The following is a 17095-nucleotide window of genomic DNA, read 5'->3' as shown; positions in this document are numbered from 1 at the left end:
CGCTGTCGTGCTGCCAGGCTCGGGCGATCGATAATCGCAGCCAGCGATGACTAGGAGTGCGACGAGAATACACGAGAATGTTAGCCGCATTTTTACCTCACCGTGTTTGCTTTTCCACTGTGCCGTTCGATCAGTGACCGAAGTTCTTCCACTTCGGAGCAGGCGCCGACTCGGCCTTAGGGATTGGCTTGCTAGATCGCTGGGTCATCAGAGCAACCACAGCGTTGTCACAATCACCCTTCTCTTCGGAATTTGGCGGGACATCGGCCTTCTGCTTGGCCTCGCATTCCCTGTATCGGTTCTTAGCTTCATCAATATGATCCGAGTACCACTCGCGAGTGTGAGCGTGAGCGGCGTGGAACACCATTGAAGCGGCAATTCCAAATCCGATAGTCAGCGCAGGAAGCTTCTTCATTTTATCGATTTTACGGCTGCCGGCCGACATGCGGGGCGCTTCGCTGCGCCAGTTGCTTTTCCGTGGTTACAGAGAGTTCGGCGCAGGGCACGTTGCCAGATCCAGGCTCGCTCCCCACAGCGTCGCTTTCCTGCTTGACGACCAGAACCCACGCAGAGAATCGTCGTTCTCGTAGCAAGCGAGCAGATCCGGCGTCAGCAGGACCCGTTGCAGGCAGAACCGGGCAATATCTTCCGCAATGATCGTCAGTCTCATGAAAGACTTCTGCTTCGCGGTGTCGTCCGCACCAGTCACGATCGGGTCGTTCATATGCTCAACCGCACTTCGGTTGTTGTAGATGGTTTCCATGAGTTCGTGATTGCCCACACCCACGAACAGCTCGGTTCTGCTCTTGAACTGCTTCCGGGTATGCCCCGGGTCCGCGAGAATAAGACCCTCGATGACTCGACAGAACTGATGCAGGCGCTCTCGGACATCGGTCTCATGCAGACCTTTCATGAAGGCATTAAGCACTCGGCACAGGCGAAGGTACCGGCCTGACGGGAAAGCACCCAGCTTGTTCGCTAGTCGCAGTGCCGTATCACACTTCGCCTCCGTGATCGTCACTGGCGGCCTGCCTGGCGTCCACGCGAGATTATCCAGCGTCGACATTTGCCTGACACCCGTACGCCCGTCAACATTGGCCCCGGTGACGATGACGCTCTCGCCGTCCATACGAAGCGGTGTAGCAAGTAACAGTCCCTGGTAGAAACGGCCAATCCGGTCTCTGAGCGCCACATTCTCAGCATCAAGTACACCCGGTGTTCGTGAGGAGCAAGCGGTGCAAAGCCACAGTGTTGCGACAAGCAACTGTTCGGCACGGATTGAACCGATCCATTCCTTCCAGTCTTCGCTGAGGCACACGGGGGGCATCTGTGTAACCCACACGTCGTCCGCAATGCCAAACTCAGCAGGTAGATTGATGTCTACCGGAGCCCGCGTCATGGCAATGAAAGCGTACTTCTCTCCAAGCGCGGCATCGCGACGGCTAGCGTCCATTGAGCACCTTATCCCTTCTCTGAAATCCTGCGAAGCTAGCAGCGACTGGCGGACATACGCGGCGGTGGTCCTTACTGACGTCCTCAGTCAATGAGGCGAAGGGTTGCTGTGCGTTCCATTCAAGATCGCGTCAAGCTTCTTCTCCAAGCGCAGGCTGGTCGACCCAATCAGGAAGGCCAGGAAGAACATGTTAAAAATTGGGATAGCGCACAACAAGGTCCATCGCCAAACCGGACGCCCTTTGTCCTTTGCGAGGAAGTATCCCACGAGGCAAAACGCCGCGCTCAAGATGAGCAGAGGTATGAATGAAATGAGTCCACCTGCCTGAGTTTCCTGCATAGATCCCTCCGTGCTAGTTGCGTTGTCTACTTTTCCTATTCGTGGCCTTCCAGGTCGACAAGCGATGCTTCCAGCGTATCGGCTGCATCGGCATGTAGCCCCGCAGTCGCTTCGTTCAGCTCGGCACCCGACGGCAGCTTGCGGGACTCTGCTGCGTCGCGTAGCACGTTGATCGCGAGTCGCAGAGCATCGGCGGTCGTCAGTGAGGTCATGTGCTTTTCCTATGCTGATGGTGGGCGCCACGGGGCTCCCTGCACCGAATTTGTAGCTAGTTCCAGAATACTTGCCACCTGGGCCACAGTAGCCTTCGCGTTCGGCGTCGCGAACCCGTTCAGGCCCGATGGATATCGGCCCTTGTAGGGGGAAGCGTGAAGCGAGTTCAATAGGATGCACCAATCTGGCGGGTCTCCAGCAAGGAAACCTTTGTGCGTCGCTTCCTTCCACAAAGCAATTAGATCATGGCCACGAGATGGCTTTCGCAGATCGGAGACGGTGCTTCCCGCGACCCAAAGCAGAGCTTTCAGCCCGTTCTCCAGGGCTTGCGCTGAAAGCAAGGCCCCCGGCAGTTGAGCGGGAAGGTTGATGTCTGCCAAGGCTGTTGCACCCTCTAGCAACTGGCTAGCCGTAATGAGTAAGCTCTGGCCATCCGATGGCGGTCTCATCTCAAGCATCGTGATTATCCGCTTTTCCTTGGAGTCAGTCCGTGTTCGAAATGGCGTCGTACACATGCCACCACCAAGCAGTCCTCGTTTGGATCGTCTTCGTACACTTCCACGCATTTTCGTCCCCGGCCCGCATCGCACCGAACGTCCCACTCATGTTCGGGCACATCCCGACCCACAGCGCATAACGCTCGTTCTCGACTCGGACCAGGGCACGCCCCAGCACGAAAATCACAAGTAGGAGAAGCACGACGAGTGCATTGCGCATGATTTGTTTTCCGATGGTTAGATCTCAGTGACCCGCGATGGGTCTGTTCCCACAGAGCGGATGGCCAGCCGCTTGCAAGCGGCCATCTGGCTCACCGGCCCCCCGTGCAAGGTCGATCCCGAACGGCTTCACGATGGCGAACACCCCCGGTGCTATGCCGTACAGCCCGTTCACATGCCGGTCGGCACCGATGGCTTCGCGGATCTGCTGGATGAGGCGTTGGCGCTCCCATGCCACCGGAGACGCGTTCTGATACGGTAGGCTGCGCAGATGGGCAAGCGCGGTATCAAGGTCCGGCTCCGACACAACTAACGCCAGGTGGGGCTTCCTGAATATCGCGAGGCTCATAGCGTTGCTTTTCCCGGCTATGCGCTCGCAGGGACATCGAACAAGAGGCGCTGAATAGTCTCGTAGCTCTCTTGCACAAAAATCGTACGCTGAGCGCGAACGACGCCGCCCGCCTCGTCGTCGCTGTTCACGAAATCATGCGGCTCGGCGAGACTGATTCTCACGAGCGGATGCCCGCTAAATTTCTCAGCCGAAATGTCCACAAAGCTTGTGATCTGATCGGCGCGCACACTTGCTTTGCGTGCGTGCGCCAACGTGTCGGCTGAGTCGGAGACAATGGTTACTTCAATGAATTTGGTGAGCATGGCCACTCCTTCATCCATTATGATCGGCTCCCGGCCGACGTCGGGGCGCCACGCGCCAGTGCTTTTTCCGTTGAAACTGCCGGCTCGCTGATGGGCTCGCCCATGGCGCAGTATGGCATGAGGTCGTCCGAGGTGATGGCCGTCGCGCCCTGCGCAAGCAGCGGCGCGTTCACCTGCTGCAGCGTGATCCGCGCGGCTTCGTCCTTCGTGGTCGGGAAGAATGCCTCACCCGGTTCGTGATGTAAGTAGAAATCGCCTTGTTTCTCCCCGCAGCTTGCGCAGTGGTTCATGAGATAGTTGGCGTCCGCTGTGTGGCTGTAGTCGACGCGGTAGGCAGGGCAATGCGCGGCGAGCAACTTCCGCACGCTGCCGCTCAGCTCGACCAGATCGCTCAAGAAGCTGCCACACTCAGCCACCTCCCACGCGACGGCCGTGATGGGGCCATCGTCATCGTCCGGCAGAGGATACTGCGTGAGATGAGCCGGCGGCACCGCTAGACTGAACACCGGGGTCGACTCGCGGCATTGCCAGCAGGTAGTGCTCGCTGTGGCGAGAAAGTAATGTGTTGCCATGACGTCGGGCAGCCTGTTGGCCAAAGCATCCAGATCGCTGCTGGCGCCGGCGAACCAGCCGCGTGGCGCGTCGGACCACACCGCGCCGCCTGCTTTGGCGTCGACGCTACGCGAGGGGGAGAAGCAGCGGCAACTGCGCAAACCGGTAGCGGCCGTCTTCGGTGGTGGCTGGCCCGCCGAACAGGCCGGTGGCCAGATATTCCTCAAACGCGATCGTCACTGGCGCATCTCCTCAGGTGCTCTGTTCCTGCCCACTTAATCCACCGCAGGATGTAGATCAATCCCGCCGAACTCTGCTGGCCACTGCGCAGTTGGCAATCCTCCGGTACGCTTGACGCCTTTAAGTAAGTCAGCGAGCTGCTTGTACTCGAGATACTCAACCTCTTCGAGGCTGGCCGCGATGCGCATCACAACCAACCAATTTGCGCGTACATAACGCGTAACAGCAGTAAGCATCCGCTTCTTCAAAGCAACTAGCTCGCGCTTGTTGGACTCCATTTCCAGGTCGGTCTTCGGTTCCTCGAAGAACGTGACATCCGGGCGCAAGAGCAGGTATGGGATTGCCAACTCCTGCCAGGTCCGCATGTCACCGCCTGCTCCGAAACCATGGGTTCCGGTGTCGATCATTTCCGCAACCATTCCGGCAAGGCAGGTGACAAGCTTCCATTCCAGTAGCTCGAAAGAGATCTCACTGCTCTGTCCTCCTGGAAACGAAACCTGGCCCATCGCTGGTGACAGCGTGTCTGTGTCGATGTAGGCGGAAGCGTCTTCTGGGATTCGGCTTCCGAGAGCGTACATCAGGACGTGACCGGCTTCGTGAACTGCGACTTGCCGATAACCGCCTCGCCTTGGCCGAATAGCCAGGAGCTGGTGGTACGGCGTCTCAAAAGCGTAGTGATTCGCTCGAGCCCGCAGCACGAGGAATCGTGCCAACAGAGACAAAGGGTGTCCGAACACCACCACCACTGCTACAACCAGGAGGATGAAAGCGCCGAATGCTGTGGGGTTGCTCAACGCAAGAGCTGACGCGTGCCTCCACCCAAGCCAGCACAATGCGACGCACGCCATACCGTAGCAAACCGACGCAAGCACTTCCCCCAAGAGAACTGACCGATGGAACGCTGGCATCAGGAACCAGGTTCCTGCAACGAACAGAAGGGCAACCCCTGCGACTGCACCACCAAGCCGTGCCGCAGTTGAACTTGCAGTCACCGCTTCAGGCATGCCAAAAGCCGCAACTACCAACGAGGCACCGACCAGACAGAGAAGCACGTGAAAGCCGAACACTATGGCCCGGGTGTGGTCGTCGTAGGCCACCCGAAACCGGTACCGTAGCATCACATAGGTGAGCCGAAAGAACTCGATCGGGCCACGACGAATCAGGGTGCCCAAAAGCACCCGTGCCAACGAAAAGGTCACAGCCGGTTTCGGAGCTGCAGCCTCACCGCACCCAATCTCGCTCACGCCACTTTCCCCTTGCGCCGGCCCGGCCGGCCTATCCTAGTTGCAACGAACGGCCGCGCCGACCGTGTAGTTGTTGTCGATCCAACGTTTGGCCCACTCGATGGCGCGTTCGTGAGCTTGCCACCGATACACGCGGCTACCAAGGTCAACGAAGACGAAACGCTCGCCGCTCTCACGTTCAATCACCGCGCACGACTGAAAAACCCTCTGCTTCGGCACCATGATCGGTGCGGCATCAATTGTCCAACCCCTATAGGTTGCCATCCGCGCTACTCGCTTCATACGCCCCTCGCCAATCAAGCTTTTCCTTGTGCGAGCGCGCGCCTCAGATCGGCTCGTCCGCCTTGAGCGCGCTACGCATCAACTCGCGCACCGTTTTGAGATCCTTCCTCGAAACCTGCAAATCTGAAAACTCAGTCTTGCTTTGGTCTCTGAGATAAAGATTCCTTGCTCCGCCCCGGAATGTCCCGTGCTTTGCCTGGAATCGATCGACGGCCTCCAAACGCTGTGAAGGCGGCCTCCGCCCGTACAACTGGACTTCACTGGCGAAGTATCCCGCTATGTAGTCCAAAATCCCTCCCGGCGTCTGATTGACTGCGAGACGTTCAGCGGCATGTGCCCATATCGTGTTGTTGACGCGAGCCTCTTCATACGCGAGTCGTGCGGCGTCCGACAGTGAGACTTTGTTTCCCCACGCCAAATTTCGAAGCGCTGCCCACGTCCATTTATACCCGCGCGGCAGCCGTAGCCAATTTACGAGCGCATAGCTGCATAGCAGGATCGCCACAGACAGACACGCCCATGCTGCGATCCTGCTATGCCAGTCACCCAGCGATTGAGCCAAGGGCAAAAGAAAGAAGATCACGGCCCAGAATGCCGGGTGATTAAGCATGTGTGCCTCGCGGTCGATACGAGCCGAGTACAACTATCACGACGCTGGTCATCATCGCTTTCGCCTTTCCTATTGACTTGAACCAACCGACGAAGGTTGGTTGGCGGCTGCCGCACTTGGTTGGAGAATCTGTTAAGCCCCGGGCTCCCGCGCTAGGCGCGCAATCTCCTTCGCGGCTTCGGGGGAGAAGCCACCTTCTTCAACCAAGCTGTTCTCCAATTCGTCTGCCGTCGACGCCTCGACGTGCATCTTGTCGTCTGCAGATACAGGCAGACCAATCACACCAGGAAGACCATCGGCAAGGATCTGATCCTTGCCATAGTTGGTTTCCACCCGCAGGTGGCGGCCCTCGTCATCTTTCCATTCCTTAAGTGTGACCGGACGGCCGTCAATCGTACCGTCGAAAATTGGTTTCCAGTTACCCATGGGTTGTCAACTTTTGTTAGACGCTGGCTACCGGCCAGCCTCGGGCGCACGGGGCGCTTTTCAATTGTCGTCATACAGCTCACGCCGACCCGGACCAAAATGGAAATAGGTGATCAGGCCCAATTGCGTCGTCCAGGTCGGCACGACCACGATCCCAATCCACGCAGTGATCTCGGTCAAGTTCGTTTGCCAGACAGCCATCGCAACCGGGTTGACAAGACCGAACAGCATCAAGAACAGCACCACGAAGAGTCCGATCAGCGCTTTTACGGGGTGGTGCTTTGCCAGGCGGCGCATCATCCCGTACGACAACAGTTTGTGTGGCAGATGCATTGGCTGTGTCCGTTAGTGTGCGGGGTGTTTTTCCTAGGTGCGGCCGGCAACCGCTAAGCTACCCTGCGGGCCTTCCATGACTTGGAGAGGACGTGGCCATTGCGTGTGTCCACCAGCCAAACACCTTCAAGCTTGAAGCCAAGTGCATCTTTGAAGACCATGTCGTGGTCGTCCGGGCGCGAAGGGAACTCGTAACTATTTAGGGTAATTCGAGCGGGCTCGATCCTCCCGATCAGAAGCACCGTCATGGAGTCTTCCAGATCACGAGCCTGGCTTTGCCCCGCTTTCAGAAAGCCTTGCATCTCGCTGTAGCCTTTGAGGGCCGGCACTTCTACGAGAATTTGCTTTCGGAACGTGATGTCCATCCCCCTTTTGGCGAAGTAGTCGCGGTAGCTGGGGAACTCGCTTGACGGCCGGATGTCGTCGTAGACAGCTACGTAGCTGTAGCGGCTCCCCACACTTGCCGGGTTGACAATGTAACGCCACTCTTGCTTGTTGGCGTCATACTGAAACGACGCCTTGGAAATACGAAGAGCCACTATGTCGCCAATCTTGATCCCATCGAGCAGTCGTTCGCCACCAACCTCCCTCATGCGTTTGGCAAAGGCGGCGTCGCTTTCAAATTTGCCTTTCCAAGGATTGAACCGCATCAGGGCATCCCTTACCTCATCGGGCGGCAGACTGACTCGCTGTAGATCGAGATCGCTAGCTTTGAGATCGACGGGGCGATACGCCGGCTCCTGCGGTTGTGTCGGTGTGGCGGCGGGGCTAACCTCGGCAGACGACGCCGAGTTGACCTTAGCAGGCTGCACAGAACGTTCATGACAGGCGGCGAGGCCAAGGCAGGCAATGGTGACCACGAGGCTGGCTTTGATTTGCATGAGTCTGGTTCGTCTTGATGGGTGATCTTTTCCGATCCGTTAGGGCGCGGCCTGGTCGATCTTCAGACCGAGGCAGCGGCAGGACATCATGTGAAGTCAAAAAAATCGGCCAGAAGGAGCCCATTCCTATCGAGCACTCGAACATCAATGCTCATGACTTCGACTCGTTCGTCAATTGAGTGCAACTCGCTCAGGAGTTCGCGAGACTGGCCCGGTAGGAAGTCGCTCAGGTCGCCCTGTTGGTGATTCGGATGCAGAACGGCCACGCGAACGCGTTCAGGTTCGAACTCCCGAATGAATCCCTTGATGGTGGTCACAGTGTCCGGCATCCTCCTGAACGCGTCAGGGTGCAATGGTCCGGCGAAACACCAGCGTCCGCCAGCCATTTTTCCCTTAGTCTTGGTCAGGAACTCCTTAAGGCTTTCGTTCGCCTCGTGAGGCGAAGTCAGTCGAAGGTATAGCCGACGCTCGTTGCCCAATCTGTACTCGTCCGGCAACTTCGGAGCCTTTGGAATCTTGCCTGCGGTGCCAAGCCGATGGTCGCGAAACATCGATCGCAAAGTCGTGCTCTTGCCGAAGTTTCTGGGCGCAACGATGAAGAGTGCGCGTTCAACATAGGTGCTCATTTCTTTTTCCTATTCGTGGTTCTTCAGGTCGGCCAGCGATGCTTCCAGCGTATCGGCTGCATCGGCATGCAGGCCCCGCAATCGCTTCGTTCAGCTCGGCACCCGACGGCAGCTTACGGGACTCTGCTGCGTCGCGTAGTACGTTGATTGCGAGTCGCAGCGCATCGGCGGTCGCCAGTGAGGTCATGTGCTTTTCCTATCGGCCGCCAGTCATAATGTGCTCGGCTTCACCGAGCAGCTTCATCCCCCGTCGCTTTTGTTCGGCGGGTGACGCATCTCGCAATCCGGCAAAGTGGCGATCGAGGCCACCTTGAATTTCGGCCGCCGCCTGAGTATCGTGGCTCGATCCGCTATTCGTTGGAGTTTCTGTAGCCAGAAACCACACGTTGAACACCTGAACCTCTAAAGGTTGCTCTGGCCCGCACAAAACGGCACAGTCGTGACAGGCGCAGAAGAGCATGCACTTGTTGTCTTGGTCACGAAGCTCAATGGTATCGGCAAGAGATTCGCCGGGATGTTTGAAAAAGTTGCGCGCGCCGTTAAGGACATTCCATAGCTGCTTGCTGTCGTATCCTGGATTGGCTGTCTTGATGTATTCGAACATCCGGTCGATACCCTGCCTGTCGCAGTGTTGCTCGTAAATTTCACGAGCCGCACAAGCGAGCGTATGCACGGCGACCATGTCGTCATCTGCGAAGTACATTCGGATCGCCGTAGCAAGCTGGCGATACGCAGCCTCAAGCTTTGTTATAGCTGGACACATGGTGCTTTTCCTTGTGGTTCAGTCACCCTCATACTGGCCGGCCATGCGCTCAGCGGTCAGATGCCACTTCCTTACCAGTGCCGCCGCCGTCGGCTGCGCGGCCATGACTTGTGCCGCCTCGGGAAAGAGCGCCACATAGTGATTCGCGAAGTAGCCCATGAGGACACATGCAGTAGTCACAGACGTGGCGGCCATGGTGGCTTGCTGGGCGAGATCGCGCGCATCACGGATCTGCAGTATGCTCAGCCAGCTCGCATGCGAGTAGCCGCACAGATAGCTGTAGAGATCGCGGATTTGCGCGGGGTGAAACCCGGCCTGGACGCCGATCGCTGCCCACGCCCGCCCCGCGCGCCAGTCCCCATTCAGGAACGCCTTGCGGTCTTTCGCAGGATGTTGCGCCCACCTGCGATGGGCTTGCATCGCGGCGCGTAGCGTCTCGATGGCCGCCCTTTCGTCCGCCAACTTCTGCCTGTTCTCGGCCTTGCGCGCGCTCGCCCGCAGCTTCTGCCGGTCCAGCAGGCCCGCGCAATGCCACGTCAGGTGACGAAATTCCCGCAGGTCGGGATCGCTACAGCCATACACATGTGCAAACGTCAGATAGGTCTCCAAGGCTGCCCGAGCCAGAATCAGCACCGAACTATGGTCGACGTGCGACGCCGAACCCTGCGGCATCACCACCTCGACAGGCTGTACCAGCACGTGTAGCGACGCGAGGTGATAATAGAGCTTAAGCGCCAGCACCTGGGCATCGTTCATCCACAACTGGCCGACCGGGATCACCCTGTCGGCCTGAGACTCGATCAGCTGCACCGTCAGGTGCAGCAACGTCCGGGAATCGCTCGATCCCGCCTGCGTGACAGCTGCGTTGCCGTCCGCCCCCACGCGCGGTGCGGTCAGTGGATCCATGTTGTTCGCCTTTTCCTAAATGCCCACTACATGTTCGTAGAACCAGTCATCGAACGCCTGAAATCCCGGCACCTCTAGGCCTAGACGGCTAGCGTTCTCGCACGCACGAACCAGCATCCAGCAAGCTGTTTCTTCCAGGTCGACGGTTACTTGCGACTCACTCGGGTCGCCGAAGTGCTTCAGCGCATCACGAGTGCTGTTCGCCTCACGAATATAGTCCTTCTTCTTCAAAGGCGACCGATGCAAGAGTCGATGAACCTGTTCGTACTGGTCAAAATTCGAGTCCAGAACACGCTGCTGGCCGCGTCGCACAACCTCACATCCAAGCACCTCCTCCGCGGCGCCTGCAAGCGTGATCACAGCGGCGAACGCGTCATGGTCCAGAAACAGTCGAATCGCGGTTGCGAGCTGCTCAATGGCTAGATCGATGCGATGGTAAGTTTGTAGTCCCATCTTGATCTCATCTTTTCCTATGCCACCTTCACATTGACATCTTTGTCGCCGGAGAATTTCATGTGCAAGAGCAGTTCTTCTTCAGAAGTGAGATCTTGCATCGTGGTTTCGAATTCCCAAGTCGTTCCGGTCACCTTCCTCGTCGGAGCGGTCGGCTTGACGTGCCCCATGCGGTGGTAATTTAGAGCATCGATGATTCGGCTCCAAGCATCGTGCGCCGTACAAGGGTAGGTGAAGATCAACATCGTGCTTTCGTTGTTGGAACCATCAGATAACTCCGCTCACAATCGATCCTAGGCGCACAGGATCGCCCTCAATCATTCGTTTAACGGCTGAAAGGCTCGAAACTCCAATCAGCTCCTGAATCAGCTTGGAAGACAACCCCTTTCTGTGGAGGGACACCGCAAACGTGCGACGCGCAGCACTGGCGTTTCCGTTGGCGATTCCAGCCTGCTGGTGCAACCGCCGAATGATCTCTGTGAGCGATTCGCACGAATAGCTCACCGCACCAGCGGGCGTTACGCGCCGTGTGAATGCAAACGGCTGACCGTCGCCCGCAAGAAAAATCGGGCTCTGGTGATCCAGTCCACGGAATGCGGCAGGGCTCGTTGTAACGCCATGCTGAGCGGCAAGGCGATATGCGAGGTACTCATCGATGGCAGCTCGCACGCTCGCACTCGACCAATGAAGCGGCCGAGCTTTGCCGTTGAATGCAATCTCCGCGCGTACCTTCGACTCCCGTACCACGTTGCCGTCGGCACCCAAATAGTCAGAGACAAGAAGCTTGGCGCATTCATTTGGCGTGATGCCTGTGCCATAAGAAACCGTGAGCAAGGCAACATCCCGCTCTCTGTTCTGTCCTGTGACCGCTGCCACCTCGAGGGCGTGGCGGATCTCATGATTCTCAATCACTACCGGCTTTGGCATCCCGTAAATATATCCATTTTCGCTTGCATTACGAGATAGTATGAAGATCCCTTCGGACGAATGCAACGGGGAGGCACGGCTAGAGCCAAACATAGGAAAAATCGACGCCGCTTCGATTGGAGCCTGGCAAGCTAGCAGAAATTGCGGATGCTCGTGGCAAGGCTGCCCAACAGCGGCGACAGATCGACCACGCGCTGCGCCACCAGATGCCGGACCTCGCCTTCGCATTGCCATTGCCCGTAGATCCCCGCCAGCGTGGCGCCTAGCACTTCCTTGCGGAATCTCTCCATCATGGACGGCCACACGATGACGTTCACGAAGCCGGTCTCGTCCTCTAGCGTCATGAAGACGACGCCGTTGGCGGTGCTCGGGCGCTGCCGCACGGTCACGATGCCGCAGCCGCGGGCAAGTTGGCGGTTCCGGTAGGTGGCCAGCGTGGAGGCCGGCTCGAAGCGTCGAGCCGCAAGGAGAGGGCGGAGCAGGGCGAGCGGGTGGCGGTTTAGTGTGAGGCCCATCGCGCGATAGTCGCTGACGATTTCCTCGCCTTCATTGGGTGCCGCCAGGTTGGCATGTTCTTCCGGCACGTCGGCGGGCCGCAGCAGGTCCTTGTCCGGAACCGCGACGGAGGCCTGCCACAGCGCTTGGCGGCGGTCGCCTGCGAGTGTGCGCAGAGCATTGGCGCCGGCCAGGACCTGAACGTCGTGCCGGTCCAGTGCCGCGCGGCGGGCGAGGTCCGTGGCGCTGGCGAAGGGCCGCACGGCACGTGCGTCTTCAATGCGCCGCGCCGCATCTTCCCGCATGCCCTGCAGCAAGGACAGGCCGAGGCGCACGGCTGGCTCGCCCCCTTCGCGGGCTTCGAGCGTCGAATCCCAGCCGCTGGCCGTGATATCTGCCGGCAATACCTCCACGCCATGCCGCTTGGCGTCCTGCACCAGTTGCGACGGGCTGTAGAAGCCCATCGGCTGGCTGTTCAGCATGGCGCAGAGGAACGGGGCGGGCTCATGGCGCTTTAGCCAGGAACTGGCGTAGACCAGAAGCGCAAAGCTCGCGGCGTGGCTTTCCGGGAAGCCATATTCGCCGAAGCCTTGGATCTGCCGGAAGATGCTTTCGGCAAACTCGCGTTCGTACCCGCGCTCGAGCATGCCGGTGACGATCCGCTCGTAGTAGTGCTCCAGTCCGCCCTTGCGCTTCCACGCCGCCATCGCGCGACGCAGTTGGTCGGCCTCGCCGGCGCTGAAGCCGGCAGCCAGCATGGCCACCTGCATGACCTGTTCTTGGAAGATCGGCACGCCGAGCGTGCGCGACAGCGCCTTCTCCATTTCGGGGCTCGGATAGGTTACGGGTTCCTTGCCTTGGCGGCGCCGCAAGTACGGGTGGACCATGCCTCCTTGCACTGGCCCCGGTCGCACGATGGCGACCTCGACGACCAGGTCATAGAAGGTGCGGGGCTGCAGCCGAGGCAGCATGGACATTTGCGCACGGGATTCCACCTGGAACACGCCCACGGTGTCCGCGCGGCACAGCATCTCGTAGGTGGCCGGATCCTCCGCCGGGATGTCCTGCAGCTCGAACGCCTCCCCGCGCTGTTCGGAGACGAGATCCAGCGCGCGGCGGATCGCCGAGAGCATGCCCAGCGCCAGCACGTCGACCTTGAGCAAGCCGACGGCATCCAGATCGTCCTTGTCCCACTGGATTACGCTGCGATCGGGCATGGCAGCGTTCTCGATGGGCACCAGGCGCGATAGCTTGCCGCGGGCGAGCACGAACCCGCCCGAATGCTGCGAGAGGTGCCGAGGAAAGCCGAGCAGCTGCGTCGCCATGTTCGCCCATCGTTGGGTCAGTTCGGCCTCGGTATCCAGCCCGCTTTCGGCGAACCGCCGCAGCAGGTCTTCCTTCCCGTCAAACCAATGGTGCGATTTGGCCACCAGGTCCACGATAGCCGGATCGACGCCTAAGGCCTTGCCGGACTCGCGCAGGGCGCTGCGAGGGCGATACGTGGCCACTGCGGCAGCGAGCGCGGCCCGCGTGCGACCGTACTTGCCGTACAGGTACTGAATGACCTCTTCGCGCCGCTGGTGCTCAAAATCCACGTCGATATCGGGTGGTTCGCCGCGCTCCTTCGAGATGAACCGCTCGAACAGCAGATTGCCGCGCGCGGGATCGACCTCGGTGATACCAAGGCAGTAGCAGACAGCAGAATTGGCGGCTGAACCGCGGCCCTGGCATAGGATGCGGTTGGAGCGGGCAAAGGTGACGATGTCATAAACCGTGAGAAAGTACGGCTCGTACTGCATATCGCTGATCAACGTCAGTTCGTGCTCGATCTGCGCCTGCACGGCATGCGGGATGCCTTGCGGAAAGCGTCGATGCGCGCCAATGTAAGTCTCGCTGCGCAGGTAGTCTGCCGCCGTCACGCCATCCGGCACTACTTCGTCAGGGTATTCGTAGCGCAATTCGTCCAATGAGAATTGGCACAGGTTGGCGATGTGCAGGGACTCGTTCAGCAGCCGATGCGGGTAGATGTTAGCCAGCCGTAACCGGGAGCGCAGGTGTCGTTCCGCATTCGGTGCGAGTCGGTAGCCGCACTCTTGGATCGGCCTACCGACCCGGATCGCGGTCAGCACGTCGTGCAGCGGTTTGCGAGAGCGCACGTGCATGGCGACGTGGCCGGTGGCTACGATGCGCAGATGGTTGTCGGTGGCGGCCTGCTGCACGGCCGCCCGATGGAAATCGTCCATTGGGCGGTAGTGCAGCGTCAGGCTGATCCAGGCGCGGCCGGCAAAGGTAGCCGTGATCCATGCTGCTTGGGCAGCGAGCGTTTGCGCGGGTGTGCAGTAGTCCGGCGTGAAGATGATCAGGCAGTCCGGCAGGCCTTTGAGGTGTGCATACGGTCCTATTGGCGCCGCCAGGTCTCGGGGCGTCAGCAGGTACGCACCTTTTCCGGTGCGCGTGCGCGCAAGCGTGATTAGTTCGCACAGATTGCCGTAGCCTTCCCTGTTGCGGGCCAGAGCGATGAACGACAGGCCCGGCGTGCCGTCGTCATCGACGAGCCGGAAGGTGGCGCCCACCAGCAGCTTGATGCCGTGCTTCTTGGCCTCGGCATGCGCTCGCACGATTCCCGCCAACGAGCATTCGTCTGTGATGGCCAGTGCGCTGTAGCCCAACTTGACCGCGCGCTCCACCAATTCTTCGGCCCTCGAGGCACCGTCAAGGAACGTGAAGTTGGAAAGGCAGTAAAGCTCGGCGTAGTCGGGCATGCCGCCGCCGGTAAAGGGGAAGACATTGCGACGCCTCAACCGAACAAGCCATGCAGGTACCAGCGCGCCTCGTCGCCCTCGCGACTTCCCATGCGCTCGCTGTAGACCCAATAATGCGTGTGGTCGCGCCCCTCGGCCACGTAGTAGTCGCGAGTCACGAGCTCGCCGTCCCACCAGCCGCCCTCGATGCGCTCCGGCGGCGATACCAGGCGCAAGGGGGAGCCGTAGAAGGGGCGGTGGTCACGCATCAGCAGCGCGATCGGCTTATCCAGAAGCCAGGCCGGGCGCGGCAGGGAAGGTATCGGCATGACTGCGGGGGCTTGCCGACGGCCGGCACCCAGGCGTTCGCCACCTCGGGCCGATAGTCCGCCCGCAAGTCTGGCCGCAGAATGTTGTCTGCGCCTAGCCGCGCCACCAGCAGCTCCATCACGCGTGCGTGGTCCTCCGGCGTGCCGCCCGGGTCCGGGAACAACGTCTCGCTGGGCGGAGCCTTGTCCTGGACGTTGGTGACCGTGAGGCGAACCGCGATCATTGGAGCGTCGACCTGCGACTGCGCGAGCCGCTCGCGCAGCAGCCGCACCAGATGGTCCTCGCTCCAGGTCGGTTCGGCCAGCGCGATCTCAATGACGGTTGACGGTAGCGCCTCCCGCCCGCGTTCATGCTGTAGTTCGATGGAAATCCGCGTCACAGCAAGATGGAGGGCGGTCAGCCAGCCGATCATCTGCACGATCAAGCCACGCGCGTAGAGCAGGGTGGCCTCCGCATGCTCGATGCGGTCGGGTAGCTCTACTCGCGCAGAGAAGGTTGGTGGTGCTTCCAGCCATTCGAAAACCTCGGGCGCCAGGCCGAGCGCCCGGTCCATGGTCTCGTTGAGAGCTTGGCCGCAGCGACGCTGCAGGCCGGCACGGGGCAACCGGCGGATGTCGGCCAAGGTCCGACAGCCAAGACCATCCAGCCATTCCAGATAGGGGCGCGCAGGGGGCAGGGTACCGACCGGCAGTTCGGCAAGCTGGCGCTCGAGCGAATCGGCTTTCAAGGCGGTACCGCCGCCAGCGCGGGCGAGCAGCCAGGCCCCCTGCGCTGTGGGGGCGCAGCCGATCGCGGCGGTGAAGCCCAGCGCCTGAGCGGCGTCGCAGACGCGGTGACGAATCTTGCGCACGCCGCAGAACAGGCGCAGGCTGGCCGACACGTCGACCAGTACCGCGGCTTCCTCAGCCTCAGCCACGTTGGGTGAGAACCGCAGCAGCGCCATGGACAGCTTGTGCAAGGCCTCGGCCTCCTTCTGCGGGGCGCGCTCGTAGAGCAGTGTCTGCGGGGCGATGGTTTGCACGCCACCCCGGCGCATCTGTGCGCGCACGCCGGCGTCTGCGGCCAAGCGCGAGGCGAGGTGCACGCGCTCCCTCTCCAGCACGGCCACAGCCAGTTCAGTGGACCAGTTCGGCCGGAACACTTCGAGGGGAAGGGACGGCAGGTGCAGGCAGATCCAAAGGCGAAGCATGGCGGTGAAGCAGGATGGGCGAGGGGTCCAACGGGACGAGCAACGGCTTGTCCTGCTGCGGCCCACGTCGCTTGAGAAAGGTGAGTTCGACCCCGCCGGCCGCCGGCGTTACGCTGATCCGCAACGGCGCTGGGGAGGCATCACGCGCGCAGGCTTGGGGCCGCATCATGCAGAACAGCGTATCGCTGGTCTGGGCGGCTAAATGCAGGCGTCGTAGGGCGTCATTACGGGCATGCTTTTGCCAGAGCAGGAGGGCGCCACAGGTACCCGCGCGCAGCAGTTGCTCGGCGGCCCAAAGCACATCAGCGGTTCGCTCGGCACGGATCCAAAGCAGCCGTTCGGGCGGGATACCCCAGTTGGCCACGGCCAGTGCCTGGGGCGCGTGCGGGGGCGCCAGCAGCGCGATGGGGCGCTGGCCCGCGGCCAGCAGCGCGGGGCGCAGCAAGCGAAGCTCGCCAACGCCTGCTTGCTGGATTAACAACTCCACGAGCGTCCCGACCGGCCATCCGCCTCCAGGCAACTCCCGCGTCAGCGGCGCGTAGCCGGTGGCGAGGGTGCGGCCGTTCCCGCGTGCCAGTTGCGAGGCACGCCAGAGGGCAGGATGGATGGATTCTGGATTGGGCGTCGGCATGGTGATTGAGTCCTTACGATCCAGTGTACTGTATATATATACAGTGGTCACGAAAATCTTACGAGACTCGATCGGATGTGCTGCGAATCCA

At 60.4% G+C, this 17095-nt stretch carries 24 protein-coding genes; all 24 read right to left on the bottom strand.

The features are described 5' to 3' along the window. Positions 1-130 precede the first annotated feature (130 nt). The 24 genes from OMK73_RS00575 to imuA all read right to left on the bottom strand — a co-directional run bounded on the left by OMK73_RS00575 (position 131) and on the right by imuA (position 17004). A complete protein-coding gene (locus tag OMK73_RS00575) occupies positions 131-445 on the bottom strand; it encodes a hypothetical protein (protein WP_267600251.1) in 315 nt (104 codons plus the stop codon). Positions 446-481: 36 nt separating this feature from the next. Further along, on the bottom strand, positions 482-1453 hold the full coding sequence (locus tag OMK73_RS00570) for a hypothetical protein (RefSeq protein ID WP_267600250.1): 972 nt from the start codon (positions 1451-1453) through the stop codon (positions 482-484). A gap of 87 nt (positions 1454-1540) precedes the next feature. After that, a complete protein-coding gene (locus OMK73_RS00565; protein WP_267600249.1) occupies positions 1541-1792 on the bottom strand; it encodes a hypothetical protein in 252 nt (83 codons plus the stop codon). 35 nt (positions 1793-1827) lie between these two features. After that, entirely contained in the window at positions 1828-2004 is a 177-nt protein-coding gene (locus tag OMK73_RS00560; RefSeq protein ID WP_267600248.1) for a hypothetical protein, read from the bottom strand. Positions 2005-2488: 484 nt separating this feature from the next. Beyond that, on the bottom strand, positions 2489-2722 hold the full coding sequence (locus OMK73_RS00555) for a hypothetical protein (RefSeq protein ID WP_267600247.1): 234 nt from the start codon (positions 2720-2722) through the stop codon (positions 2489-2491). Positions 2723-2746: 24 nt separating this feature from the next. Then, the gene (locus tag OMK73_RS00550; RefSeq protein ID WP_267600246.1) at positions 2747-3070 is read right to left on the bottom strand and encodes a hypothetical protein; all 324 of its coding nucleotides are present in this window, start codon (positions 3068-3070) and stop codon (positions 2747-2749) included. 17 nt (positions 3071-3087) lie between these two features. Further along, on the bottom strand, positions 3088-3375 hold the full coding sequence (locus OMK73_RS00545) for a hypothetical protein (RefSeq protein WP_267600245.1): 288 nt from the start codon (positions 3373-3375) through the stop codon (positions 3088-3090). Positions 3376-3392: 17 nt separating this feature from the next. Then, the gene (locus tag OMK73_RS00540; protein ID WP_267600244.1) at positions 3393-4028 is read right to left on the bottom strand and encodes a hypothetical protein; all 636 of its coding nucleotides are present in this window, start codon (positions 4026-4028) and stop codon (positions 3393-3395) included. Positions 4029-4202: 174 nt separating this feature from the next. Then, positions 4203-5411 (bottom strand): metalloprotease, encoded by a 1209-nt coding sequence (locus OMK73_RS00535; RefSeq protein ID WP_267600243.1) that lies wholly within the window; start codon positions 5409-5411, stop codon positions 4203-4205. Positions 5412-5447: 36 nt separating this feature from the next. Then, positions 5448-5693 (bottom strand): hypothetical protein, encoded by a 246-nt coding sequence (locus tag OMK73_RS00530; protein WP_267600242.1) that lies wholly within the window; start codon positions 5691-5693, stop codon positions 5448-5450. 43 nt (positions 5694-5736) lie between these two features. Then, positions 5737-6303 carry a hypothetical protein gene (locus OMK73_RS00525; protein ID WP_267600241.1) on the bottom strand — a complete coding sequence of 189 codons (567 nt, stop codon included), beginning with the start codon at positions 6301-6303 and terminating at the stop codon, positions 5737-5739. A gap of 132 nt (positions 6304-6435) precedes the next feature. After that, positions 6436-6729 (bottom strand): hypothetical protein, encoded by a 294-nt coding sequence (locus tag OMK73_RS00520; RefSeq protein ID WP_267600240.1) that lies wholly within the window; start codon positions 6727-6729, stop codon positions 6436-6438. 60 nt (positions 6730-6789) lie between these two features. After that, the gene (locus tag OMK73_RS00515) at positions 6790-7062 is read right to left on the bottom strand and encodes a hypothetical protein (RefSeq protein ID WP_267600239.1); all 273 of its coding nucleotides are present in this window, start codon (positions 7060-7062) and stop codon (positions 6790-6792) included. A 53-nt stretch (positions 7063-7115) separates the two neighbouring features. Next, a complete protein-coding gene (locus tag OMK73_RS00510) occupies positions 7116-7943 on the bottom strand; it encodes a hypothetical protein (RefSeq protein WP_267600238.1) in 828 nt (275 codons plus the stop codon). 86 nt (positions 7944-8029) lie between these two features. Then, on the bottom strand, positions 8030-8569 hold the full coding sequence (locus OMK73_RS00505) for a hypothetical protein (RefSeq protein WP_267600237.1): 540 nt from the start codon (positions 8567-8569) through the stop codon (positions 8030-8032). A 196-nt stretch (positions 8570-8765) separates the two neighbouring features. Continuing rightward, positions 8766-9272, bottom strand: a complete 507-nt coding sequence (locus tag OMK73_RS00500) for a hypothetical protein (RefSeq protein WP_267600236.1) — start codon at positions 9270-9272, stop codon at positions 8766-8768. A 78-nt stretch (positions 9273-9350) separates the two neighbouring features. Next, positions 9351-10238, bottom strand: a complete 888-nt coding sequence (locus OMK73_RS00495) for a hypothetical protein (protein WP_267600235.1) — start codon at positions 10236-10238, stop codon at positions 9351-9353. Between the two features lie 15 nt (positions 10239-10253). Then, the gene (locus tag OMK73_RS00490; RefSeq protein ID WP_267600234.1) at positions 10254-10691 is read right to left on the bottom strand and encodes a hypothetical protein; all 438 of its coding nucleotides are present in this window, start codon (positions 10689-10691) and stop codon (positions 10254-10256) included. Between the two features lie 17 nt (positions 10692-10708). After that, positions 10709-10936, bottom strand: a complete 228-nt coding sequence (locus OMK73_RS00485; protein WP_267600233.1) for a hypothetical protein — start codon at positions 10934-10936, stop codon at positions 10709-10711. A 22-nt stretch (positions 10937-10958) separates the two neighbouring features. Beyond that, entirely contained in the window at positions 10959-11618 is a 660-nt protein-coding gene (locus tag OMK73_RS00480) for a tyrosine-type recombinase/integrase (RefSeq protein WP_267600232.1), read from the bottom strand. A 131-nt stretch (positions 11619-11749) separates the two neighbouring features. Next, entirely contained in the window at positions 11750-14875 is a 3126-nt protein-coding gene (locus OMK73_RS00475; protein ID WP_267600685.1) for an error-prone DNA polymerase, read from the bottom strand. Between the two features lie 35 nt (positions 14876-14910). After that, on the bottom strand, positions 14911-15123 hold the full coding sequence (locus OMK73_RS38610) for a hypothetical protein (protein ID WP_420715420.1): 213 nt from the start codon (positions 15121-15123) through the stop codon (positions 14911-14913). Further along, positions 15123-16373: a Y-family DNA polymerase gene (locus tag OMK73_RS00470; protein ID WP_420715419.1), complete on the bottom strand. Its 1251-nt coding sequence runs from the start codon at positions 16371-16373 to the stop codon at positions 15123-15125. The genes OMK73_RS38610 and OMK73_RS00470 overlap by 1 nt, the downstream gene beginning before the upstream one ends. Then, entirely contained in the window at positions 16300-17004 is a 705-nt protein-coding gene (gene imuA, locus OMK73_RS00465; protein ID WP_267600231.1) for a translesion DNA synthesis-associated protein ImuA, read from the bottom strand. The genes OMK73_RS00470 and imuA overlap by 74 nt, the downstream gene beginning before the upstream one ends. Positions 17005-17095: the final 91 nt, after the last annotated feature.

The sequence above is a fragment of the Cupriavidus sp. D39 genome, assembly GCF_026627925.1.
Classification (GTDB): domain Bacteria; phylum Pseudomonadota; class Gammaproteobacteria; order Burkholderiales; family Burkholderiaceae; genus Cupriavidus; species Cupriavidus ulmosensis.
Note: the sequence above shows the minus strand (reverse complement) of the source record. Positions and strands in the feature narration are given on the sequence as shown.